The sequence below is a fragment of the Vibrio sp. 1-Bac 57 genome (genome assembly GCF_037546855.1).
GTDB lineage: Bacteria > Pseudomonadota > Gammaproteobacteria > Enterobacterales > Psychromonadaceae > Psychromonas.
Genome location: NZ_JALAAC010000003.1, coordinates 184,745 through 209,932 on the forward strand (window position 1 = coordinate 184,745; position 25,188 = coordinate 209,932).

Genomic DNA, 25,188 nt, shown 5'->3' on the forward strand with positions numbered 1-25,188 from the left:
ATCGCTATAAATAGTAACTAACAGCAATAATTAGTATAGAGATTTGAAATGAAAATTTTAGTAATAGAAGATTCTCAACATTTACGCAGAAGCTTAATTGTTGGTTTGAGCAATTTAGGCTTCACTGTTGAAGCTACAGGCGACGGTAGTGAAGGTTTAAACCTCGCTCTTTATAATCCCTTTGACCTTATTATTTTAGACCTCATGCTGCCAAATATCGACGGCATGACCATACTTAAAACCCTGCGCCAAGAAAATATACACAGCAAGGTAATTATTCTGTCTGCACGAGTCACCGTGGATGACCGCGTTAATGGTTTATTGGCAGGCGCCGATGATTACTTAGTTAAACCTTTCTCATTTGATGAACTGCATGCACGTATCATGAGTATTCAAAAAAGAGGCGAAATCTCGCACTTTAACAATGTTATTAGACAAGATGATTTTGTTCTCGATACTCAACAAAAAAGTTTTGCTTACCAAAATAGTCCAATTGACCTGACTAAAAATGAGTTTAAAATTATTGAAGCTATTTTTAGTGCTAAAGGCAATATAGTTAGCACCAGTAAAATAAGTGAAGCAGTCGTTGGGCATTTTGATGAGTTATCTAAAAATAGTATCGAGGCGCACTTATCATCGGTAAGGCGAAAAACTAAGTTGCTTGGTGGTGTACTCCCGATCAAAAATAAACGTGGCTTTGGTTACTTATTAGAGCAAACAGAATGAAATCAATAAAAAAAGATATTGTTCGCGCGATCACTATCATTCCAGCGATCATATTATTTAGCATTTTTATTGCTATCGATATTGTCTTAGATGATTGGGTAAAAGATAAATTTGATGAGAGTTTAACCACTAAATCTAACTACCTAAAAACATTGGTAGAAGTAAATAAAAATGGTGTCGAGTTTGACTTTTCCGATGAGTTTATGCCGGAATTTTCAAACCCAAAAAAATCTCAATATTTTCAATTATGGGTTGATGAGAAACCCTTTGAAAGATCGCGATCTTTACGCGCCTTTCCGGAAGAGCAATTAGTCAAACAAGCTCTGCCGATTAATAGCTCAAAAATGATTGATGTTGAATTACCCGATGGTCGTTCGGGTCGCGCCATAATGAGTTACTTTCACCCACAGGTTCCCAAACGTTTACGGAATACTGTGGCGCCTTTTCAACACACTGCTTTTTTTACAGTCACGGTCTCCGATGAAGACTTTTCTCAGGCTTTGCTTGTGCTTGATATTCTCTTTTGGTTACTGTTCTTTACGTTAATCATCGGTATTCGTTATTTGGTCATTGCCCAGATAGATAAAGGATTAAAACCCCTGATTTTACTAAACAATGAAATAGCCCACTTAAAAATAGATAAAGCAACGTCGTCGCTGTCTAAAATCCCTAATGAACATATTGAAATAGCGCCTATTCGAGCGGAATTGTTACGTTTTATTGAGTTTTCACAACAAACATTGCAGGAAGAGAAACGTTTATCTGCGGATATTGCGCATGAACTTAAAACGCCTATTGCGGAGATTATTAGCCTCAGTGAACTACATATACAATACCCTGATGATCATCGAATTTCAGACAGTTACTCACAGGATATGTTGTCCATCGCACAACGCATGAAGCATATCGTTAATAACTTAATGATGTTAAACCAGAGCGATCAATATTTACTCAAACAGCAGAACGAGGATATTGTGCTACTCCAGCAAATCAATGAAATTATTACGACCATTGAAAGTACCAATCAAGGTGCTTTAGATAGGATCAAACTCACTAATTTATTAAATAAATCATCAGTTAATTTAGATGTGATTAGCTTTAATATTATTACCTCAAACTTAATAAACAATGCGCTATTTTACAGCCCAGCTCACTCAACGGTTGATTTAACTATAACTAAACAAGATGACCATAGAATATATATAATTATACAGAACAAATTAATACAGCCGATTTCTCCAGAGCAATTACAGCAACTCTTTAAGCCTCTCTATCAAATAGATTCTGCGCGCACTGAAAATCAACATTATGGTTTGGGATTAGCGATTGTGAAAAAATTGTGTTTACTGAACAATTACACCATCGAAGTCTCGCAACCAGACCAAGAAACAATCCAGTTCACACTTGGACTTAATAAAATCTAAATTTATTTTATGGCCATTTTCACTTAACTGCTTTGTATAAAACAGGAGTAAGTTGCTACAAAAAATGGCGATAAAAGCTCAAACTATTTTTATCCTGGTTCGATATTAAGTTGTAATTTTTTAGCCAGGGGTTTAATCGCAGCCCCTTGAAAAAACACTGAGATTAAAACAATAAAAAATACCATATTGACTATGGTTAATGATGATTCAATACCGGCAGCGGCGGGAATCAATGCAAAAACAATTGGCGTCGCTCCTTTAAGGCCTATAGATGAAATAAATAGTCGTTTCCGCCAACTGGCTTTAGGGAAAAACAGATAGCAAATTTGAACCGCCAACGGTCTCGCTACAAAAATTAATAATAGCGCGGGTAATAAAGATGAATAAAGCACATCGAAAAGATGATGCGGAAACATTTGCAAACCAAGCGCAATAAACATTAATGCTTGCGCTAACCAAGATAAACTATTAAAAAAGTGCTTAGTAATTTCTTTGCCCCGTTTAATGCCATTACCAATCACAACACCAGCCACATAAGACGCTAATAAAATATTACCGCCAACCAGCTCACTACCATAAGTAGCTAAGACAAAACTGACCAGAACAAAAACCGGAATTAGACCATATTCTTCGAGTTTAATATGGTTAAGTAACCACACACATAATTTACCCACAATAAAAGCGATAAATAATGCACTAAAAATTTGTGTAACTAATTCAATACTAATACGGCTTACAGAAACACCACTGTCAGGGGCAAGCGCTAACTCAGTTAATAAAACAACCAAGATCAATGCTATAGGGTCATTGGTCGCTGATTCAAACTCCAATACCGTATCAGTTTGCTCTTTTAATTTAATTTTTTTAGAGTGTAATATGGAGAAGACAGCCGCTGCATCTGTTGAAGAAACAATGGCCGCAAATAACAAACAGATAATAAAAGAAAAATCTAAAAAATAAGAAAGCAGAATGGCAAAAAAGAAGGTCGTCAGTAACACCCCTAACGTTGACAATACGCCACCTTCTCGATAAGCAATCCGGACACTTTCCTTAGATGTATTTAACCCCCCAACAAAAACAATAATGTTCAGAGCAATACTTCCTACCAAAGAAGTTAAAGCAAAATTATCATAAACAAAATTAAACTCACCATTACCAAATAACAAGCCTACCCCCATAAAAATAAGCAACGAAGGGATACCAAAAGTCCGTGATGGGTGGTGTAAAAGAATACCAATGCCAATTAAAGCCGCAATACAGATCAATACAAGTTGGTATGACATTTTTTGTTTATCTTCCTGTTAATAAGTGTTGAATATGGATTGTTAATGTTAGGAAAAGGGTCAATCACTTCATAAATGAGTAAGTTGATACAAAGCCAATGTTGTATATCTGCTTCATAAAATAATTAATAAAGCAGTAAATAAGTGGGAGTTATAATATTTTTTCAGTGATTAAGATCTATTTTTTTATACATAATACCTAGGCTAGCCTTATTTATAAAGCGCTTTATAAATTGCTTCAATAGCAATTGCTACCGCAATAATAAGAATGCTTATGCGAAGGTTAAGGAGATAAAAAAGCAATAAATATGCAGCAAAAGAAATATTTAAATAGATTATTGAAATAAGTTAATGATAATTATTCTCAAGGGAGTTATGAGTCACAAACAAATGAATGCAAATCAAAACTTTATAGGATTTTATAGAGAAATTAGATAGAGTATATATATGTATTTTATCAATTTATTAGGTCATCACTTTAATACCCTAAAATTGATATTCTGAACTTAGGAATTGACGACATGTCCCCGGCTTCCATCATAAAATTTACAAATAGCCCTTCTTTAGATGAATTAAGTAAGGCCATAAAGAGTGTAATAGAAGATGGTGCTAATGGCATTTTATTGCTTACTTGTATTAATAATGCTTACGATGCTAAAAAAATAAATGGCATGTTAGTAGCATGCTCATTGCCTTTGTGCGGAGGAATATTTCCTAAAATAATTTACCAAGGTAAAAACTATACACAGGGCGCAATTGTAATAGGGTTAATGATAGAACCTGAAATAGTAAATTATTCTATGATTAATAAATCAGATCCAGACTTAAAGCATTATATTCATACAAAAAGTGAAAAGATCGAAAGCTATCAGGACTTCATCATTATCTCCGATGCGTTATGCAGTAAAAGTGAGAATTTTATTGATCATTTTTATGATTTTATGGGTTCGGGTGTAACAACCATAGGTGGGGGAGCAGGATCTTTAGATGATGCAAACAATCCCGTTATTTTTACCAATCAAGGATTAGTAAGAGGCATAACACAAGTCATTGCTTTGCCTTGCCCAATAAACAATAGTATTGGACATGGTTGGGAGCTGCTTGATGGTCCTTATTTAGTCACGTCATCGGAGGGACATTTTGTTTATTCATTAAATTATAAACCAACCTTTGATATTTATAAGGAAATAATACAAAGTAGATCTTCTACGCCGCTGTGCGCAGATTTCTTTGACACATTTGCGAAAAATCATCCTTTAGGCATTATCTCTTTAGATGGCGAAATATTAGTCCGAGATCCTATTCAAACAAATGGCTCCTATTTGGAGTGTGTAGGAAATGTACCAGTCAATTCAATGGTCTACCTCTTGCAAAGTAGCCAAGAGAAAATGATCGACGCAAGTAAAGAAGTCGCTCAAAATTTATTACAGCAAGGCCCACTCAATACACTATTATTATTTGATTGTATCAGCCGTGATTTTTTCATGGGCGATAGCATCAATGATGAACTTGAAGTAATACAACATCCGTTTCCTAACACCTGTTTAGTCGGTGCAATGGCAATAGGAGAAATAGCTAATACCCCTTGTGGTTCAATACGCTTACTTAATAAATCAACCGTTCTCGGGTCTTTTTAATTATTCTGGATAACTTATGAATACAGCGATGCACATTATGTCTATCCAACACCAGCTAGTACTGGCGATAGGTAAAGACTCCGATCTTAAAAAAATGTTGCATCAATTTTTACGCCTCTGTTGCCTCAGTTTAAATTCAACTAATTGCCATGTTTTTCTGGTACAAGATAAAAATAAAAATCCAGTCCATCAAAAGAGTAAAGATTCAAGTGTGAAATTAGGTCATTATTTAAGTTTTCCAATGAAAAAACATGGATTGCTAGCAAGTCATAACCAACCTCTCGCCAATATCGTTAATGCTTTCTTTACAGATAACTTAGTCATTGATGTTATTGAATATGAATCGAGCCTTTATCATTTATTTAAAATTGGTGATTTTGGTGTATTAGCTATTGAGCGAAAGCAGCAATTAGGTGAAGCAATTCGAAATGCATTAACCCCTGTATTAAAAAAACTGGCAACAAGCAGTATCGCCTCTATTAATCACCGGTCACTAGTATTAGAAATTAAAACCAGAAAACAGATTGAAGAAAAAATCAGTTACCAAGCCTCACATGATTTTCTCACCGGTTTATTCAATCGAATGGAAATGCAGCAACGCATAGCTAAAGCCATTGATAATTGCGCACAACAGGAAAACACAGGTGCAATATTATTAATTAATTTAGATAAATTTAAAAATATAAACGATGTAATGGGCTACCATGTTGGTGATAAAGTATTACGACAAGTGGCAAATAGACTACGTAATACTGTAAGAAACCTTGCTACCGTCGCAAGATTCGATGGCCATGAATTTATCGTGTTATTAAAAGGCTTACCCGTTAACCCGCTTGAAATGAAATCAATTATTAATGGTGTTATCGCAGATATTGTATTTGCCATTGAGATACCGCTTGAGCTATCTGAAGGACGTTTTTCTGTTTCCTGCTTCATTGGCTATGAAGTATTTAATGATACGAATAAGAGCGTTCAGGATGTACTGAAGAATGCGAGTATTGCCATGTATGAAGCCTTTAAAAAAGGTAAAAACAAAGCGCTTGCCTACAACAATAACATGTCAGTACAACTCAATGAACACATCACTTATACACAGGAAATAAAGCAAGCCCTCAAAAATAATAACTTTGAATTACATTATCAACCGCAATATGACCACCTTAAAAATATAGTTGGAGCGGAGGCATTACTGCGCTGGAATAATCCATTACGGGGCTACGAATCCCCGGGAATTTACATCCCTATTGCAGAAGAAAGTGACCTGATTATACAAATAGGGAGCTATGTATTAAAGCAAGCATGTGCTGACATCAAAAAGTTAGAGCAGCTCGACCTACCTGATTCTTTTAAGCAAATTTCAATTAATATCAGTGCTAAACAATTAGCAAAGCACAACTTTGTGCAAACCATTATTTCAGCGGTAGAAGAAAGCCAAATCTCCCCTTCTCGTTTAAAAATAGAAATTACCGAAAGTATAATGATGGGCGATATAGAGTTATCCATAGAGAGCTTAGAAAAGTTGCATCGTTTTGGAGTGGAATGCGCAATTGATGATTTTGGAACAGGTTATTCTTCACTAGCTTACTTAAAGCGCTTGCCTGCGACATTACTTAAGATTGACCGTTATTTTGTGACCGATATTCACAAGGATAAAAGTAATACTGCGATTGCAGGTATGATTATCGAGTTAGCTAAAAGTTTGAACATGACGGTGATAGCAGAAGGTGTTGAGAAAAAAGAAGAGTTAGACTGTCTAGTTCAGCTAGGTTGTTATCATTATCAAGGTTACTATTTTAGCCATCCTATCGAATTCGAGAAGCTACAGATGGCTATAAAATTAAAAGCGAATAAAATAGCCATGTAATTTAACCACTTATGCAGTCTATATTAAAAAATATAGGCTATGTCGGTAGCATTACTACTCGCCAATAACAATCTAACAACTTAATGACCTTATCAAAGCCACCTTTTACATCGGATTTAACGATATAACCGGCAATATTTTCATTATAAGCAGCGACTAAGTCTTGGTCAGCCGATGATGTAGTTAAAACAAAAATAATAGTATTTTTTAACTCTTCATCCTGACGAATTATTTTTAGAAATTCTAAGCCACCCATGATCGGCATATTAAGATCCAGTAGAATCAGATATGGGCGCTGTATTGCATCAGGTTGTCGCAACAACTCTAATGCCTCTAGGCCATTTTTAGTTTTAATAATGGGATTAGCTAACTTTAATTTAGCAAAGCCTCTCTCTACTGCTTTTGCATCTATATCATCATCTTCTACTAATAAAATGCTGACTTCTCCATAATGACTACTCATTATAACTATATCCTTTTAACTATATTATCCTGATTGAACCGCCACATTTAGTTTTCGTAGAAAATCACTAGATAGTTATTTTCATTAAATAGAGCAGTACTTTATTGATATGGTGATTGTGATTATACCTTAACTACCTCTGATCCATCTTATTGAACTCTATTTCACCCTTCGGCCAAGTGAAGTAAAAGGTACAGCCTTCACCTAATGCAGACTCGACAGTCACTTCACCGGAATAATGCTCAACTATTTTTTTAATCAGCGCTAACCCCATACCACTGCCTTCAGTCTCATCGCGAGGCCTTAACGTTTTAAACATTTTGAATATATCTTGATGGTAATCAGATGCAATGCCTGGCCCATCATCTTCTATACTAAATTGATAGAATAACTCTGTTTCTGTACAACCTATTTTAATATTCCCTTGTTTTTTATCATGGTGCTTAATTGCATTACTTAACAAGTTTCTAATCACTTGTTCAAAGGGAGCTCTATATGTTAAAAAGGTTGGTAAGTTGTTTTTAATAATTAAGCTAAAGCCATCAAGTGGCGCAACTAAATGAAATAGATCATTAATAACAATATTTGCATCAATTTTTGAGATGCTCTTTTCTTGGCGATTGGCTCGTGAGTACGTTAATAAATCATTTAACAATGTTTCCAAACGTTGTATTCGATTACGCATCATCTTAAGGTGTGAAGGTATTTCTTCTAAATTTCCTTCCTCAAGATCCTCTACAACCCACGTAGCAAGCTGATCAATGCCACGTAATGGTGCTTTTAAATCATGTGATGCAACATAAGCAAATTCGTCTAGATCTTTATTTGAACGAGCAAGGTCAACCGCCCTTAATTCAGCAAGTACCTTAGCAGCGTCAGCTTCTTTCATTAAGCTAGATAAAAGGCCTCTCTGTGCGGTAAGCTCATCAATATTATCTTTTAGTTGTGCATTTTTATCGGCTAAAGATTGAGTCCTCTCAACCACTTTTTTCTCCAATTGACTATTTTGATTCTGCAGTGCTTCACTTAAATGACTAATATTTTTAGCTCTAATAACAGCAACTTGTAATGCATAAATAGCAAAAGCTAATAATAAGCTAATCACAATGCCACCGAATAAAATCAATTTAATCACAGCTGGAGACTCAATATCTTCTAGTAGCATATCCTTTAGCGAAATATTCAACTGCCATTTACGTTGAGGAATAGTGATATCAAAACTAAAAAATTCTTGATGCTTAGCCTGCCCATAAAGTAATCCACCACTATCTTGATTAAGATCGACCAAACTCAACTCTAAATCTTCGATATCGGCGCGGGCTTTTGCATTTTCCATTAATGTATCAATTTTAAATACACCGGTGACATAACCAATCAAGGCACTAGTACGCTGTTCGGTGTTTGCAGTTGGAAGGTCTTGTTGATATACCGGTGCAATAATTAAAACACCAACCGCTCCCCCAATAGAAGCTGCATTATCTTGTATTAGCTGAATCTTTGCAGTGGTGGTCATATTACCGCTGTCTCTTGCCAATTCTAGCGAGTAGCTACGTATTTCATTACTATTAAGGTCAAATCCCACAGCATTCTTATTAGCGTCATAGTTACTAACATAAACAACAGGGGTGTAATAGGGTCTTATCGCACTACTCGCCAATTTACCTTGCTCACCTCTTTCTAAGATTTCAAAGTCAGGTTGCTGTGCTTTTATTTCAGTTTCAAGTTGTTCTTTATCGCTGTATTTCACCAGAGGAACCCAGCTAAGTGCTTGGATATATTCACGCTCATTAATGTTTAGCACTTTCATGTATTGATTAAATTCAAGTAGGGATAAATGCTGCTTATTCGCACTATAAAATGCCTGAAGACCTTGCAAGTCATTGATTGACTTGTCAATAGCATCTTGAAAGCGAATAGAAATCTGCTCCGCAACATTTTCTATTTTTTGATAACTTTCAGCTTTTAGCCGCTCGGTTACTTTTAATGAAATAGTATAAGTAGAGAAAATACCAAGAAAACTGATAACAATCGCTAATAGTAATGACTTAATTGAAAATGTATTCACTTTTTAAAAATCCTTGTTATACCCAATTGTATTAAATAAGTGTTGTAAATATTGCACAGAAAAAATCGCTTATCTCAAAACGTAATTTGATGTAAATGATTACCTTATTCACAAAATTTAACAGTCCGCTCTCAGTATCATACCTGAAGCTTATTTAGCTCACTGTTTGCTTATTTTTTCATTTTGAATGGTAACGGGTATAGATACAGATAACTATTATATGTACATCAGAGGATAGTGCACGAAAAAAACTCATAAAATCAATGATGAGAGATCAGAAAGCAACAATGAACACATGCTAATAAATATTCAAAAACAATGAATTATAATGATTTGGTAAAAGGAAGAGGTCGTTTTTATAGGGTTAAATAGAGTGGATTTAATGCTATAGAGTTATAGAAAAAAGAAAAACTCTCCCAACAAGTTAGGAGAGTTTAATTATGCAAGTATATTAACGAGTAACTGGCACTTTACGAGTTTCGTCGATGTTAATTTCGATACGACGATTCATTTTGTGAGCTGCACGAGTATTACTTGTATCAAGTAGGTTTGTTTCACCGTGACCAACAGCTTTCATGCGATTTGCATCAATACCGTATTTAGAAGTCAACATAGCAGCAACTGCATCAGCACGTTTTTGTGATAATTGTAAGTTGTAATCTGCTTTACCTAATACTGAACTGTAACCGTCAACCGTAATGTCTACGTGCGGGTAAGTTTTAAGGAATGTTGCTACTTTATCAAGCTCAGAAAAGTACTCAGGTTTAACAACAGCTTTATTGTTATCAAAGTTAACAGCTAAGCGGTATGAAAGGTTTTCTTCAGCAAAAATAGTACAACCTACTTCGTCTACTTTATTAGACATAGGTGTAGCTGGACATTGGTCAGTACCGTCAACAACACTATCTTTATCAGTATCCATTGCAACAGGTGCAACGTAAGCTACTGGTTCAGCTTTAACTGGTGGTAATGCTTTATCATTTTTATCAAAGAAATACACTAAACCTACTTGAGCGATTGCATCAGTAAATTTCTCGTCAAATTGGTAACTACCTTTACCTTCAACATAACCAGCAAATTGGTCAGTGAAGTATTGACGGTAACCAAGACCAACATTAACTGCTGCTTCAGCATCAGCTTCAAAATCTAATGCGCTAACACCACCTAATAAATAAATGTTCTTTCCTGTTGGGAAGAAAAGAGCATCAAACGAGTATTTATTTAGGTTATCAAGATCACTACCTTGCTTAAGATCAGCAGTAAAGTTTGTGTAAGATAAACGCAGCTCTAGAGGAGCTGAAACACGATAACCCAATTCAACACCAGCACCGCCAGCGTTATTGAATTGATCGCCAGTACCATCTAAACGGTCATTATCAGCTTTAAGGTAAGCACCGTGAATACCACCGTAAACGTTTCCGACTAACGTTTCAGCATCAGGTTGATCTGCATGAGCAGGAAGAAATTGGCCAAGTAGCAATGCGCTAACAAGAAGGGGTAATTTACGTTTAATCATATCCATGTTCCATATAGTTAATTTAGCTGGTAAAAGTACCATCAAACTAAGGTAAAAAAATATCATAGTCGTTATTGATTTGCAAAGCTAAAATTAGATATTTTATCTATTTTTTTAGCCTAAAATTACTGGGAAATAAAAGCAAATTTCCAACTCATTGAATAAATTGAAATAAAAGTAAAAACAACACGTTAACACCATACTTCAATAGATTACGTTTACTATCAAAACACCTTATATTTAAATGATATTCAAATTATTACAATTTCAAAAAACTATCTATTTATAGGTACAAATATCAAATTAAAGTCTCTTTATGAGTTTTAATATCATCTTTAAAATGTCATTTATCACTAATATTCCGTTATCGGAGTGACAAAGATAATCGTTCGAAAATTCATCATGTTACGTCTAACGCTAATATTCTATCTAGCGCATTTGATTTGTAACGGATATACCTACGAAAGCTATAGGACATAAGATCAAACTTGCATAAAAAATTTAGCTGTTGATAAAAGCTGAAACATTATTTAATGGCACAAGTTATGCTTTACTTTTAAAGATCATTGGTTAGTAAAGTTAGCGCAATAGTCGATCGAATAAAGTCGACAATGGATAATATCGATACAACCTTTCAGCTCCTCTCTGAAAGAATAAAGTAACAGGAAAAGGACTTTTAATGTGGAATAGAAAATTACGGTTTATATTGTTAATTGCTTTACTGATGTCTGGTTTTTTATTTATTAGCCTCGTTAGTTACTACACAGCCAATGAATCGATCAGAACACAAATAGCCAAAAGCACGTTACCACTCACCAGTGATAATATTTATTCAGAAATTCAACGAGATTTGTTAAGACCCATTTTTATTTCATCTATGATGGCTAAGGATACCTTTGTACGTGATTGGGTAATAAACGGGGAAGAGGATGAAACAGCCATTATTAAATACCTTAATGAAGTGCAATTACATTACGGTACAGTAACCAGCTTCTTTGTCTCGGATAAAACTCGTCACTATTACCATTCAACGGGGATATTAAAACCTGTCAGCCCATTAGATAAGCAAGACGACTGGTATTTTAGAGTACAAAAAATGACGTCAGATTATGAAATTAATGTTGATGTGGATACAGCTAATCGCACGTCATTTACTATCTTTATTAATTATCGAGTTTATGACTATGATGGTAATTATATTGGTGCAATTGGGGTTGGCTTGGCCGTTAATGCGGTACAAAAATTAATAGAAAATTACAAAAATCGTTACAACAGAGAAATCTACTTTATTGATAAAAATGGTGAGATAGTACTCAGTGGCGTTGCTAGTAATACACATATTAATATCCATCAGAATAAAGGTTTATCCGAATTTGTACCACAGATACTTGATACAACCACAAATTCGATAGAGTACGAAGAAGACGGTCAAAAGCATTATCTTAATAGTCGCTTTGTACCTGAATTTGACTGGTACTTAATTGTTGCGCAGAAAGAAAATGAAGCTGAACAGCGAATTGAAAATACGTTAATCCTTAATTTAAGCGTTAGTTTTGTGATTTCACTTATTTTGGTTGCCTTTGTGCATTTAATTATCTCTGGCTATCAAAGGAAGTTAGAAACAATGGCTACCACGGATAAATTAACAGGCTGTGCTAATCGGCAAATTTTTGACGCCCTATTTAAACAAGCACACGCGCAATCAAAAAGAACACAAACTTCATTATCCGCGCTGATGTTAGATATTGATTATTTTAAACAAATTAACGATACCTACGGACATCCGACTGGGGATGTAGTTTTAAAAACCTTAGTACAAGACGTCAAAAGAAATATTCGAGAATCTGATATTATTTTTCGATGGGGAGGTGAAGAATTCTTAATTCTTTTACCTGAAAGTGGCAAAGACCAAGCTTATAAAGTCGCTGAGTTGGTTCGAAAAAGTATAGAGGATTTGATCATTACATTTGCTGGTAAATCAATTTCGGTGACTATTAGCATTGGAGTAAAAACGATGCTCGCAAATGATACCCAAGAGACACTGTTCGAAGATGCAGATAAAGCCTTGTATTTAGCTAAAGAAAAGGGCAGGAATAGAACGGAGATTTATCCTGATTCTGCTAAATAGCTATTCACAGACTTAATGAAATTACTATAATTAGAAGCTGAATATTTTTCAGTAACAGTATTCAGTAACGGTATTCAGTAAAAGCACGATGGTGAGTTAACTTTACTCACCGTCGTACTGTTACTGAGCCCCGACTAATGAAAGTATGGGCTATGACGGCCCGATTTATAAAAGTTCGGGTTATGAAGGTACAAGCTATTAACGCTTTCTCAATTCAAATAGATCTGTACGTCTATCTTTTAAGTTTTTCACACTTCCAAATTGATTAAGTTCGCGTAATAAATAAATATCAACATCCGCAATCAAGATCATTTCAGTATTGGGCGTAGCTTCTGCTTTGATACCGTTAGCAGGGAAAGCGAAGTCACAAGGCGTGAATACAGCTGACTGCGCGTATTGAATATCCATATTATGCACTTTAGGTAAATTACCTACTCCACCAGCAATCGCCACATAACATTCGTTTTCAATCGCACGAGCATGGGAACAGTTTCTCACCCGAGAATAACCATTTTGAGTATCAGTTAAGAAAGGTACAAATAAAATATCCATTCCTTCATCGGCTAGAATTCGGCTTAATTCAGGGAATTCTGAGTCATAACAAATTAAAACACCTATTTTTCCACAATCCGTATCAAAGGCTTGTAATTGAGAGCCCCCGTCCATTCCCCAAACTTTAACTTCATCGGGAGTCACGTGAAGCTTTTCAAAACGCTCTTTGGTGCCATCTCGACGACATAGATAGCCGACGTTATAGAGACGATCTCCTATAATTTCAGGCATGCTGCCAGTGATAATATTAATATTGTAACTAATCGCTAAATCAGTAAATTTTTGAACAATAGTTTCCGTATGCTTAGCTAACTCGCGTATTGCTTGTGGTTCACTTAGGTGATTGTTTTCAGCCATTAAAGGTGCATTGAAAAACTCAGGAAACAGTGCAAAGTCTGAACGATAACCCGCGACCGCATCAACAAAATATTCAACTTGTTCCATTAACTCATCAAGATTTTTATAAGGTCGCATTTGCCATTGAATTAAACCAAGGCGTACCAACATTTTAGTCGGCACTTCTTTTTTATTTATCTCTTCATAATAAATATTGTTCCATTTCAACAATACCGCATAATTATTAGAGCCTTTATCTCCCTCGAGATAACCTTTTAAAATACGAGCAGGATGAAAGTCATTGGAGATTTGAAAGTTTAAAACCGGATCATGGATCTCTTTACGTTTTACTTTATCAATGTATTGCTTAGGAGATAACTCATTTGAATATTTATGATAGTTAGGTATACGACCACCAAAGGTAATACCTTTTAAATTCAACCTTTCACATAACTCTTTACGGTAATCGTACAAACGACGACCAAGGCGTAACCCTCTAAACTCCGCTTTAATAAAGACATCAATACCATACAAGGTATCACCGTCGTCATTATGAGTGTTAAAGGTATCTTTTCCGGTCCCTGTAATATCATCATAGGTATGTGCATCATTAAAATCAGCATCATTAATGCGTATAGAAAGTGCACAGCCAGCTAACTGATTATTTACTTTAATGACTATCTGACCTTCGGGGAATTTACTAATTAACGATTGAATATGCTGCTCTTCCCAATAAGCACTCGCTAGAGAAACATTGGTGTAAGCCTCAATCATGGTCGTTTTAAGTTCCTGATAATCATCAAGACTTAATATCGATAATTCTACATTTTCTATGTTTTGCATTGAACAACCCTAGGTGACTATATAGATGTATTGAGTATATTTGAGTTTTTGTTATGTTTATAGAAAATATAGATATAAACCATAACCAACTTCTGTACTTGCATAACACGTTCTAATTTTCTAAACATAAATGATTGTTTATGAATAATTTTTCTCAATCAAAGGGCGCACCACCAACTCATCAACACAGACATTATTTGATTGACTGGCCATATAGATGATCGCATCAACAACACTATTAGGCTCAAGATACTCAGGTCGTTCGCTATCTCGAAATGGTGTGTCGACACCTCCAGGGTAAATAGCACAAACCTTAATCCCCTCTTCTCTGACTTCTTTTCTAAATACTTTAGTTAACGCATCAAATCCAGATTTAGCAGCGGTATAACCGGCGATCCCTTCATTTGAAAAAGAACACACCGTTGACATCACATTAATAATCATGCCCTTTTGCTGCTCTTTCATAGACTGTTTATAAACCTGTTGCATGAATACGCAAGGTGCCAGCATGTTAACCTTCAGCATCCACTCTAACGCTTCAATATCAATGTTTGCCACTGAGTCCCTAGAAGTGTTTGCTCCTGCACAATTAATCAGAATATCGATGTCACCTAAATGCGAAGTTGCATTGCTAACAAAATGTTCAATAGCATTGTAATCACTGATGTCGAAAGCTTGATGATAGTGTTTGCTTGCCGCGCTGTTCAAATTTGTAACACTCGATACAACTTGTTGCATCTTTTCACTAGAGCGACCACAGAAAGCGAGATTACATCCCAATGTAGATAATCGCTCAGTGAGCAAACGACCAATACCAGATGTTGCACCGGTTACCAAAATATTTTTATGTTTTAACGTGACTGACATTAAACGCTCCCTGAAGCGGTATCAATAGGATCATATTATTCCTTAAATTCAAGCTTCGATTAAAAATGATTAAATGAAATAAACAATAACATCTTCAACATCCAATCTTTAAAGCATTAGCACCTTATGAGTCGTCAATTGATAAGTTTGCGATGTGGTTAATAAAAGTGAACTATCACACGCCAATATAGGGTTAATAGACTGATAAAACGCTATTATTTTCAACATTAAATATAATTTCAGTGTATATATGACTTATCATGGTTATGTTGACGAATAAGAGCACGCTGAGTTTAAAGTTACATAGCCAAAGCTACATAAGTAAAATCATATAGTTAAAATTACATCGCTAAAACTACATAACTAAAATCACATAAGAATGGGTTAAAACCATTTAATATTTATTTTTATAAGGTAAGTAATGTCTACAATAAAAGACGTAGCTAAGGAAGCCGGCGTATCAATTGCCACCGTATCTCGAGTTGTAAACAAATCCTCTAAGACCAGTAAATCTGCCATTGAAGCCGTGACTCAAGCAATGCAGAAACTAGGCTACCGCCCGAATGAATCCGCAAGAGCTTTAGTGAGTCAAAAGACTAATACCATAGGTGTGTTAGTGGGCGATGTTTCTGATCCCTTTTTTGGTTTACTGATCAAAACAGTCGATAAAATCGCCCATGAGCATGGTAAACATACACTTATTGGAAATGGCTATCACCACCCAGAAAAAGAGCGTGATGCGATAGAGTTATTAATTAAAAATCGCTGTGACGCTTTAATTATTCATTCTAAAAGGTTATCAGATCAAGAGTTAATCGACTATGCACAAGAGATAAAGGGATTAGTTGTGATCAACCGTTATATCGAAGCAATCGCTGACCGATGTATCTCACTTGATAACTATACCGGTGCTTACCTCGCCACCGATTACTTGATTCAACAGGGTCATAAACAAATTGCTTGTATTGCATCGAACCATACTATTGAAGATGCTAAAGACAGAAAAAAAGGTTATTTAGCGGCTTTGAAAGATAACGGTATTAGCTTATCAAATGATTATATCGCTTATAACGATCCCGATGCCGATGGCGGCATGGCTGCGACAAAAAATTTATTAACATTGCCCATTAATATAACGGCCATTGTTGCCTATAACGATTACATGGCGGCGGGTGCACTAGCAGTGATTCATGACAAAGGAATCGCAATTCCGGAAGCACTGTCTATTATTGGCTTTGATGATGGTTTACTTGCTCACTACCTGTACCCAGCATTAACGACAGTGCATTACCCTATCGCACTAATGGCAGAAAAAGCGGCACTATTGGCACTAAAACTAGCCAATGGCCTCAATATTGAACCTGAGCACCTTCATTTTACCCCCTCTCTCGTGATCAGAAACTCAGTAACAAAGATCAAGGCTTAGCTTAATTCAGGATAAAAACTCTTTCAGGTACTGGCAACTTAATTAAAAAACATTTTAACCAGTCCCCTAACGGACTATTTTCAACTTCACTCTTATGTTTTTATTATCAAATTCGACAAACTAATAACCCGTCAACAATTTATTAACAATCAATAAAAATAGATATTATTATGCGAATCTAGAAATGTTTTAATTTGCTTTTTATTGTTTTGTTAAAAAGTGATCCAGCCCACTAGTAAAATACATAAAAATAGAGGCCTATAATTTGTTTTTACTTAAAACAATCCTATAGCTAACAAACTCAACCAGCCTTTTTTCAAATAAAAAATAAACTTTCCCCTTATTTAAGATCATCAAAAATAAAAAACTAATATTTAATAATCATTAACTTAAAAACAAAAACAAAATTTACAGAATAAATAAAATCAAAAAAACAAACTGATTTTTTCAATTTAGTTTCACCTCTCTATTCTATTTTTAAAATATCTAAATACAAATATTTTAGCAAAAACGCTTTGTAATAAAGCGTAACAATCCTCATTAGCTCCCAAAAAAGGAAACAATGTAAACGCTTACATGGTTTTGCAGAGATGGTCACATTTACTTTACATTTATTAATCTAGACTCGCTTCAATGGTTAAAGAGTGTTCGAAATACTCTTACCATTTTTAGGTCTTAGGTAATTAATATTAATAATTGAGAAAGGATTTATCATGAAAAAATTAACTATGTTAGCAACTCTATGTGCTTCAATGACTTTTGGTCATGCAGCGATGGCGGATACAAAATTAGGTTTTACTGTCTACAAATACGATGACAACTTCATGTCTGTTGTACGCCAAGCAATTGAAAAAGAAGCAGAGAAAGATGCTGATATTGAATTATTAATGAATGATTCTCAAAATAGCCAATCTATGCAAAACGACCAAATTGATATTTTACTTTCACGTGGTGTCAAAGCACTTGCTGTTAACTTAGTTGACCCAGCAGCTGCACCAGTGATTATCAGAAAAGCGAAAGAAGATAACGTACCGATTGTATTTTATAACAAAGAACCTTCAGCTAAAGATCTAGCCTCTTACGATAAAGCCTACTTTGTTGGTACCGTTTCTAAAGATGCTGGCATCATTCAAGGTGAATTAATCGCGAAACAATGGGCTGAACACCCACAATGGGATCGTAACGGTGATGGCGTTATCCAGTTTGTATTATTAAAAGGTGAACCAGGACACCCAGATGCAGAAGCCCGTTCTGAATATGTAGTAAGCACTTTAAATGATAAAGGTTACAAAACAGAGCAACTACATCTTGATACCGCGATGTGGGATACCGCAATGGCAAAAGACAAAATGGATGCATGGGTTTCTGGTCCAAATGGAAACAACATAGAAGTCGTTATCGCTAATAATGATGGCATGGCAATGGGAGCCGTTGAGTCACTAAAAGCAAATGGTAAAGCTGATTTACCTGTGTTTGGTGTGGATGCATTAAATGAAGCGCTAGCAATGGTTAAGTCTGGCCAAATGGCAGGTACAGTACTAAATGATGCACCTAACCAAGCAAAAGCAACTTACGAATTAACACGTAACTTAGCTGAAGGCAAACCAGCAGCAGAAGGCACGGAATGGAATTTAGTGAATAAAGTAGTTCGAGTACCTTATGTGGGTGTTGATAAAAGTACAATGAAATAACCTTTGTTGACTGTGGTGGAAAAGTTAACTTTTCCACCATTTAATCCTACGGGAAGCACTATTATGACCACAAATATAGAAAATGAATTCCTCTTAGAAATGACAGGGATCAGCAAACAATTCCCCGGTGTGAAAGCACTCGATAAAGTGAATTTAAAAGTTCGTCCGCACTCTATTCATGCACTAATGGGTGAGAATGGAGCGGGTAAATCGACTTTATTAAAATGTCTCTTTGGCATTTATGAGAAAAATGAAGGAAAAATTGTTTTTCTTGGAAAAGAAATTAACTTTGAATCATCAAAACAAGCGCTAGAATCCGGCGTATCCATGGTTCATCAAGAGCTAAATCAAGTATTACAACGTTCGGTAATGGATAATATCTGGTTAGGTCGATACCCATTAAAAGGTTTCTTCGTTGATCATAATAAAATGTACACCGACACCAAGAAAATCTTTGAAGAATTAGATATTGATATCGATCCAAAAGTTAAAGTCGCGACATTATCTGTTTCTCAAATGCAAATGTTAGAAATTGCCAAAGCCTTTTCATATGACGCTAAAATAGTGATCATGGATGAGCCAACTTCTTCGCTCAGCGAAAAAGAAGTCAGACATTTATTCAAAATAATTAATAAGTTAAAAGATAGAGGATGCGGCATTGTTTATATTTCACACAAGATGGAAGAAATCTTTGAAATATGCGATGAAATAACCATTTTACGAGATGGTGTCTGGATTGAAACTCGTCCTTTAGCGGGCCTAGATATGGATCAGATCATTAATAAAATGGTTGGCCGTGACTTAACACATCGATTCCCAGAAAAAACCAACGTGGTTAAAGAAGTTATTTTAGAAGTAAAAGATCTCACTGCCACCAACCAACCTTCCATTAATCATGTCAATTTTAATCTACATAAAGGTGAAATATTAGGCGTTGCTGGATTAGTGGGTGCAAAACGAACAGATATAGTAGAAACCTTATTTGGTATCCGCGAACGTAGCTCAGGCGAAATCATTTTACATGGTAAATCCGTTGCTAATAAAGATGCGCATGCTGCAATTAATAATGGCTTTGCACTAGTAACAGAAGAGCGCCGAGCAACCGGAATTTATAGCAATTTAGACATAACATTTAACGCTTTGGTCGCGAATGTCGAGCAATATAAAACGAAAAGTGGTTTGCTCAGCAACAAAAAAATGAAAAGCGATACACAGTGGGTAATTGATTCAATGAGCGTTAAAACACCAACGCATGAAACTAATATTGGATCTCTTTCTGGTGGTAATCAACAGAAAGTAATCATTGGTCGATGGCTATTAACTAACCCTGAAATTTTAATGCTTGATGAACCTACACGTGGGATTGATGTAGGCGCAAAGTTTGAAATTTACCAGTTGATACTCAGCCTCGCCAATAAAGACAAAGGCATCATGATTATTTCATCTGAAATGCCTGAACTGTTAGGTATCACAGACAGAATATTGGTAATGAGTAATGGCCGCGTTGCTGGCATTGTGAATACCAAAGAAACCACTCAAAGTGAAATTTTAGCGCTCGCAGCACTCTATTTATAAAAGGATTTAACCATGGACACACTGAAGAAACTCGGCGGGATGCGATACCTCAAAGAAGGTGGTATCTACGCGGTTTTATTTATTTTGTTAGCAATTATTGTTATTCAAGAACCCTCATTTTTAAGTTTACGAAATTTAAGTAATATTTTAACTCAATCTTCTGTACGTATTATTATTGCATTAGGTGTAGCAGGCTTAATCGTCACCCAGGGCACCGATTTATCAGCGGGTCGCCAAGTGGGTTTAGCGGCAGTATTATCGGCCACTTTATTACAGGCTGCGGACAATGTTAATAAAGTATTTCCAGACCTAGGTGATATTCCAATTGTTGCCGTAATTATTGCAGTTTGTGCGGTGGGCGCGTTAATTGGACTTATCAATGGTATTATTGTCGCCTATTTAAAGGTAACTCCCTTTATCGCAACCTTAGGCACTATGATCATCGTTTATGGTGTTAACTCTTTATACTTTGATACGGTAGGTGCATCACCGATTGCAGGTTTTGACGATCGTTTTTCTAACTTTGCGCAGGGCTTCATTCGCTTAGGTGACTTTAAACTCTCCTATTTAACCTTCTATGCCGCTATCGCTATTTTCATTGTCTGGATAATTTGGAATAAAACTGTTTTTGGTAAAAATATCTTTGCCATTGGTGGTAATCCAGAAGCTGCTAAAGTATCGGGCGTAAATGTGCCTGTTACATTACTTAAAATCTACGCATTATCAGGTATCTTTTATGCTTTTGGGGGCATGTTAGAAGCCGGTCGTATCGGTAGTGCAACTAATAACTTAGGCTTTATGTATGAGCTTGATGCAATTGCCGCCTGTGTTGTAGGTGGGGTTTCATTTGCAGGTGGTGTTGGTCGCGTACTTGGTGTGGTTACTGGTGTACTTATCTTTACCATTATCAACTACGGTATGACCTATATTGGTGTTAGTCCATATTGGCAATACATTATCAAAGGTAGCATCATCATCTTTGCGGTTGCCTTAGATTCAATGAAATATGCTAACCAAAAATAAAAATTAGCTTGGGTCTATTGACCTTATAAGGGCAAAGGAAATACCTTTGCCCTTAGCTATTTTAAAAGAAATCGTTACATATCTTTTAAAGGTAAAATTTTTCAGTCTTAATTTTTATTCTTATCCTCTCCAACTTCACCATTTTCACCTTTTACCCCAATGCCAACGAGTAAAATTACAGGCAGCCACCTCTTCGGCGGTGAATGCAGTAAAAAGCACCAAAGCGGGTTGTCAGGCTTCCGCTAAGGCCACACAAGAAAGCACGACGTCATTAGATTCAATGACAACAATTGTGGAAATAAACGCGCTTAATATGCAAATAGCAGCCGCAGTTGAGCAACAAAGTGTCATCAGCAATGAAATATCACACAATATGACTATGATTCAAAGTAGGGTTATAGGGCTTGCGAAAAATGATGCAGAAACGCTCAACAACAGCAATGAAATTAAAAATAACAAAACACAATTAGTGAAAGTAGTTGAGCATTTTAAAGTAAAATAAATAGCCTAGATCTGATGAAACCAAGCGGAAATGATAACGTTTGGTTTCATTTTTAAACTATTAAAAACTAATGCTAATTAAAGCACAGTGATAGTTGATAATGGTAATGTGCTTTATCTAGTAGAAACTCCTTATGCACACTTGGACTCCAAGAATCGTCGCCACCAACGCCCATATGAAAACCATCTAAACACACATAAAGTTTCTGTTCAGCCACCAGTTCATTTGTATGCTTAGCCGCCGCTAAATTTGCTTGGCTATGACGACTAACACTAAAGTGAAAATCACCAGCAATCAGTAAATTACCAATTGAAGCTTCTTTAACGTCGCAACGCAAACCATTTTCAGACGGGAATATATACCCTGTATGCATCGCTTCAATTGAACTTGCATAACGACCAATGTGCGCAGATAAAATACGATCCGGATAATTTTCCAGTGGGCCTCGACCAAACCATTTAACTTCTTCATTGATATCTTCAACAACTAATTGCATCCCGACTCGCGGCAGAGGAGGCAATGATTTAGCGGCTTGTACATTGACATTAATTAACGCGCGACCTTGATTATTGAAGGCATATTGCCACTGGCTAGTGATCAACAGGTTATCATTAAAATAATAACCAAATTGCACCTTCACAATAACCTCATGTATAAATGTAACCGCTTCTATTGCTATACACTGCACAGACAAATTTGCTAAACCTGCATTCTGCCAGCGGGTAGTCCAAGCATTAGGATCAACACAGTTGGCTTCGCTAGTACCGATATCATTGTCTAATGGTGCTCGGTAAAAATTATCCGTCGGCCCATGTAATAGCTTATTAACACCATCAACGACCCATTTGCTAATCAAACCCTGTTGTTTATCTATTTCAACCTGAAATCCAATGCCGTTAATCGTAATCGTTTGGTCTGTTTCAACTAATTCAGGCGCTTTTCCTTTTTCGATAGCAATATCTGCTAATCCTAGAGCCGCTTTTAATGGCATCTGTTCAGTGGCAACCACAAAACCTTTTTCAGCCCAGGCGGTATCATCACTTAACAACACCTCAATATTAAGAAAATAATCACTGCCAGCTCGTTGCGGCGGATAAACATCAAGCAAAGTAAGTACTTGCTCACTTTCAGCCCTTACTTGAAGAGGTACATCGCCACTAGCAATCACTTCTCCGTCTTCAGTGATCGTCCAGTGTATGGTTTCATTATTAGTATCAATAAAAAGGTTTTCGCTGTTCACCTTAATACTGATGTTTTCACCATTTATTAACTCAAATTGATAAAACTGTTGCGCTTTCTTAACATCAAGTAAACCAGGGTGAGGTGTTCTATCGGGAAACATCAATCCATTAATACAAAATTGTCGATCATTAATTTGATCACCAAAATCACCGCCATAGGCCCAGAAGTCGACACCATTTGGATCTGTTTTGGTTATACCTTGGTCCACCCAATCCCAGATGAATCCGCCCTGTAAACGTGGATATTCTCGAAATGCCTGCCAATATTTATCGAAACTACCTAAGCTATTACCCATCGCGTGGGCATATTCACAAAGGATCAACGGGCGTTGTTCATTAGACAGTGATAACCATTTTTTAATGCTATGTTTAGGCACTACCTGTGCTGCATTAGGCAGCAATACATCTTCATCTACTCGTGCATACATGGGCACAATAATATCCGTAGCCGCAGTATTTGCTCCACCACCTTCATATTGCACAGGACGCGTTGGATCTTTCAGTTTAGTCCACTGATACATAGCATGATGGTTATGACCAATACCAGACTCATTACCTAATGACCAAATGATAATAGAGGGATGATTTTTATCTCTTTCAACCATACGTGTCATGCGACGCATATAAGCATTCAACCAACTCAAATCGTTAGACAAACGCGACATAGGAAACTGACCATGCGTTTCAATATTGGCCTCATCTACTACATATAAACCATACTGGTCACAGAGTTCATACCACATAGGGTGATTAGGGTAATGAGCGGTGCGCACCGCATTAAAATTATTTTGTTTTAATAACTTAATATCGAGCAACATATCTTGGTAAGAAACAGCGTGGCCTTTTTCAGGGTGATGCTCATGACGATTAACCCCGCGTATTAACAACGCTTTACCATTTAATTTAAGTTGTCCTTGCTCGATTTCAATCACTCTGAAGCCCACTTGATAAGCTTCAGAGTCAAGGACTTCACCATCCTCACTAAGCAAACAAACAACCACACGATATAAGTATGGGGATTCAGCACTCCATTTGTGCGGGCACGGAACATTGATATGATGTTCAGCGAGGTTGTTAAAGCCTCCTTTTTCATCGATTATCCGTTCGCCAAAGTTAGCTACAATAGGCTCAGTAACTGCATTTAAGTCAGCATCAAAAAGCTGAGTTTGCACATAACAGTTTGCAGTTTGTGTATTTTTGAAGCTGCTTAACTGGGTTGATACATGTAGTGTGCCATGATTAAAACATGCATCTAAATCGGTTGTGATAGTCACATCTTGTATTGCTACAACGGGTTTACTGAGCAAACACACATCACGAAAAATACCGCTTAACCACCACATATCTTGGTCTTCTAAGTAAGAACCGTCAGACCAGCGCAACACCATTACCGTTAATTGATTATTACCTTCACGTAAATGTTCCGAAAGGTCGAACTCACTGGCTAAACGACTATCCTGTGAGTAACCCACCCAAATACCATTACACCAAAGATGAAAAGCCGAGTTTACACCATCAAAATTGATACGTTGCTGGCGCCCTACCCATGCTTTAGGTAGTTCAAAATTCACACGGTAAACTCCGGTTGGATTATCTGCAGGCACAAAAGGAGGTTTATCTTCAAAGGGATATTTAAGATTGGTATAAATGGGTTTATCGTACCCTTGTAATTGCCAATTACTAGGTACCGTAATTTCAGGCCAATGACTATCATCAAAGGCAACATCAATACAATCACTTGGCACTAATTCTGGCTTAGAGAATAATTGAAATGCCCATTGTCCGTTTAATAAATGCTGAAATTCAGAATCTTGTTTGTGACGAGCCGCTTCTGAAGAGTGAAATGCATGAAGAGGTGCATGGGCAGGCATTACATTTTGTGCAGTTACATGCTGGTTTTCCCAATCACGTGCTTTGATTATTTCCGAAAATGCTCTCATTTTATTCCTCTCTCAAATAGGCTCATTTGCTCAATGATAATAATTGCTGGATCTATCTTGCTGATTAAAATCACTTACTTTTCTGC

At 36.2% G+C, this 25,188-nt stretch carries 17 protein-coding genes; 10 read left to right on the forward strand and 7 right to left on the reverse strand.

What is annotated here, in order from left to right; all coding sequences use genetic code 11:
• The first annotated feature begins 48 nt into the window (after nt 1-48).
• Both MT391_RS03375 and MT391_RS03380 read left to right on the forward strand, forming a co-directional pair.
• Nucleotides 49-726 carry a response regulator transcription factor gene (locus MT391_RS03375; protein ID WP_299662814.1) on the forward strand — a complete coding sequence of 226 codons (678 nt, stop codon included), beginning with the start codon at nt 49-51 and terminating at the stop codon, nt 724-726.
• Nucleotides 723-2,150 (forward strand): sensor histidine kinase, encoded by a 1,428-nt coding sequence (locus MT391_RS03380; protein ID WP_499496918.1) that lies wholly within the window; start codon nt 723-725, stop codon nt 2,148-2,150. The genes MT391_RS03375 and MT391_RS03380 overlap by 4 nt, the downstream gene beginning before the upstream one ends.
• 89 nt (nt 2,151-2,239) lie before the next feature.
• Here MT391_RS03380 and MT391_RS03385 read toward each other — a convergent pair whose 3' ends face one another.
• Nucleotides 2,240-3,433, reverse strand: a complete 1,194-nt coding sequence (locus MT391_RS03385; RefSeq protein WP_499496919.1) for a potassium/proton antiporter — start codon at nt 3,431-3,433, stop codon at nt 2,240-2,242.
• 521 nt (nt 3,434-3,954) lie between these two features.
• Between MT391_RS03385 and MT391_RS03390 the strand changes: the two genes are divergently transcribed.
• Nucleotides 3,955-5,070 (forward strand): FIST signal transduction protein, encoded by a 1,116-nt coding sequence (locus MT391_RS03390; RefSeq protein WP_499496920.1) that lies wholly within the window; start codon nt 3,955-3,957, stop codon nt 5,068-5,070.
• A gap of 16 nt (nt 5,071-5,086) precedes the next feature.
• Complete coding sequence (locus MT391_RS03395) at nt 5,087-6,934, forward strand: putative bifunctional diguanylate cyclase/phosphodiesterase (RefSeq protein ID WP_499496921.1); 1,848 nt, start codon at nt 5,087-5,089, stop codon at nt 6,932-6,934.
• Between the two features lie 37 nt (nt 6,935-6,971).
• Here MT391_RS03395 and MT391_RS03400 read toward each other — a convergent pair whose 3' ends face one another.
• The 3 genes from MT391_RS03400 to MT391_RS03410 form a co-directional block, all read right to left on the reverse strand.
• Entirely contained in the window at nt 6,972-7,397 is a 426-nt protein-coding gene (locus tag MT391_RS03400; RefSeq protein WP_499496922.1) for a response regulator, read from the reverse strand.
• Between the two features lie 133 nt (nt 7,398-7,530).
• Nucleotides 7,531-9,462 (reverse strand): sensor histidine kinase, encoded by a 1,932-nt coding sequence (locus MT391_RS03405; RefSeq protein WP_499496923.1) that lies wholly within the window; start codon nt 9,460-9,462, stop codon nt 7,531-7,533.
• Nucleotides 9,463-9,913: 451 nt separating this feature from the next.
• Nucleotides 9,914-10,978 carry an OmpA family protein gene (locus MT391_RS03410; protein ID WP_499439082.1) on the reverse strand — a complete coding sequence of 355 codons (1,065 nt, stop codon included), beginning with the start codon at nt 10,976-10,978 and terminating at the stop codon, nt 9,914-9,916.
• 679 nt (nt 10,979-11,657) lie between these two features.
• On the opposite strand from MT391_RS03410, the gene MT391_RS03415 reads away from it, so the two are divergent.
• A complete protein-coding gene (locus MT391_RS03415; protein ID WP_166368314.1) occupies nt 11,658-13,106 on the forward strand; it encodes a sensor domain-containing diguanylate cyclase in 1,449 nt (482 codons plus the stop codon).
• A 198-nt stretch (nt 13,107-13,304) separates the two neighbouring features.
• On the opposite strand, the gene MT391_RS03420 is transcribed toward MT391_RS03415, so the two are convergent.
• Nucleotides 13,305-14,837, reverse strand: coding sequence for a carbon-nitrogen hydrolase family protein (locus tag MT391_RS03420; protein WP_166368316.1), 1,533 nt, complete (start codon nt 14,835-14,837; stop codon nt 13,305-13,307).
• Nucleotides 14,838-14,975: 138 nt separating this feature from the next.
• Complete coding sequence (locus tag MT391_RS03425) at nt 14,976-15,704, reverse strand: SDR family oxidoreductase (RefSeq protein ID WP_499496924.1); 729 nt, start codon at nt 15,702-15,704, stop codon at nt 14,976-14,978.
• A 421-nt stretch (nt 15,705-16,125) separates the two neighbouring features.
• Between MT391_RS03425 and MT391_RS03430 the strand changes: the two genes are divergently transcribed.
• The 5 genes from MT391_RS03430 (at nt 16,126) to MT391_RS03450 (ending at nt 21,921) form a co-directional block, all read left to right on the forward strand.
• Complete coding sequence (locus MT391_RS03430) at nt 16,126-17,130, forward strand: substrate-binding domain-containing protein (protein WP_499439089.1); 1,005 nt, start codon at nt 16,126-16,128, stop codon at nt 17,128-17,130.
• Nucleotides 17,131-17,843: 713 nt separating this feature from the next.
• On the forward strand, nt 17,844-18,821 hold the full coding sequence (mglB, locus tag MT391_RS03435; protein WP_166368322.1) for a galactose/glucose ABC transporter substrate-binding protein MglB: 978 nt from the start codon (nt 17,844-17,846) through the stop codon (nt 18,819-18,821).
• Between the two features lie 63 nt (nt 18,822-18,884).
• Complete coding sequence (gene mglA, locus MT391_RS03440; protein ID WP_166368324.1) at nt 18,885-20,396, forward strand: galactose/methyl galactoside ABC transporter ATP-binding protein MglA; 1,512 nt, start codon at nt 18,885-18,887, stop codon at nt 20,394-20,396.
• A 12-nt stretch (nt 20,397-20,408) separates the two neighbouring features.
• Complete coding sequence (gene mglC, locus MT391_RS03445) at nt 20,409-21,419, forward strand: galactose/methyl galactoside ABC transporter permease MglC (protein WP_166368326.1); 1,011 nt, start codon at nt 20,409-20,411, stop codon at nt 21,417-21,419.
• A gap of 46 nt (nt 21,420-21,465) precedes the next feature.
• Nucleotides 21,466-21,921, forward strand: a complete 456-nt coding sequence (locus MT391_RS03450) for a hypothetical protein (protein WP_499496925.1) — start codon at nt 21,466-21,468, stop codon at nt 21,919-21,921.
• 73 nt (nt 21,922-21,994) lie between these two features.
• Here MT391_RS03450 and MT391_RS03455 read toward each other — a convergent pair whose 3' ends face one another.
• Nucleotides 21,995-25,102 (reverse strand): beta-galactosidase, encoded by a 3,108-nt coding sequence (locus MT391_RS03455; protein ID WP_499496926.1) that lies wholly within the window; start codon nt 25,100-25,102, stop codon nt 21,995-21,997.
• Between the last annotated feature and the right edge of the window lie 86 nt (nt 25,103-25,188).

What these genes read in the sequence shown, in the direction of transcription:
- mglC (WP_166368326.1), top strand. Translation starts at nt 20,409, where the DNA reads ATGGACACACTGAAGAAACTCGGCGGGATGCGATACCTCAAAGAAGGT.
- mglB (WP_166368322.1), top strand. Translation starts at nt 17,844, where the DNA reads ATGAAAAAATTAACTATGTTAGCAACTCTATGTGCTTCAATGACTTTT.
- mglA (WP_166368324.1), top strand. Translation starts at nt 18,885, where the DNA reads ATGACCACAAATATAGAAAATGAATTCCTCTTAGAAATGACAGGGATC.
- MT391_RS03455 (WP_499496926.1), bottom strand. Translation starts at nt 25,102, where the DNA reads ATGAGAGCATTTTCGGAAATAATCAAAGCACGTGATTGGGAAAACCAG.
- MT391_RS03375 (WP_299662814.1), top strand. Translation starts at nt 49, where the DNA reads ATGAAAATTTTAGTAATAGAAGATTCTCAACATTTACGCAGAAGCTTA.
- MT391_RS03390 (WP_499496920.1), top strand. Translation starts at nt 3,955, where the DNA reads ATGTCCCCGGCTTCCATCATAAAATTTACAAATAGCCCTTCTTTAGAT.
- MT391_RS03415 (WP_166368314.1), top strand. Translation starts at nt 11,658, where the DNA reads ATGTGGAATAGAAAATTACGGTTTATATTGTTAATTGCTTTACTGATG.
- MT391_RS03430 (WP_499439089.1), top strand. Translation starts at nt 16,126, where the DNA reads ATGTCTACAATAAAAGACGTAGCTAAGGAAGCCGGCGTATCAATTGCC.
- MT391_RS03395 (WP_499496921.1), top strand. Translation starts at nt 5,087, where the DNA reads ATGAATACAGCGATGCACATTATGTCTATCCAACACCAGCTAGTACTG.
- MT391_RS03385 (WP_499496919.1), bottom strand. Translation starts at nt 3,433, where the DNA reads ATGTCATACCAACTTGTATTGATCTGTATTGCGGCTTTAATTGGCATT.
- MT391_RS03410 (WP_499439082.1), bottom strand. Translation starts at nt 10,978, where the DNA reads ATGATTAAACGTAAATTACCCCTTCTTGTTAGCGCATTGCTACTTGGC.
- MT391_RS03420 (WP_166368316.1), bottom strand. Translation starts at nt 14,837, where the DNA reads ATGCAAAACATAGAAAATGTAGAATTATCGATATTAAGTCTTGATGAT.
- MT391_RS03425 (WP_499496924.1), bottom strand. Translation starts at nt 15,704, where the DNA reads ATGTCAGTCACGTTAAAACATAAAAATATTTTGGTAACCGGTGCAACA.
- MT391_RS03400 (WP_499496922.1), bottom strand. Translation starts at nt 7,397, where the DNA reads ATGAGTAGTCATTATGGAGAAGTCAGCATTTTATTAGTAGAAGATGAT.
- MT391_RS03380 (WP_499496918.1), top strand. Translation starts at nt 723, where the DNA reads ATGAAATCAATAAAAAAAGATATTGTTCGCGCGATCACTATCATTCCA.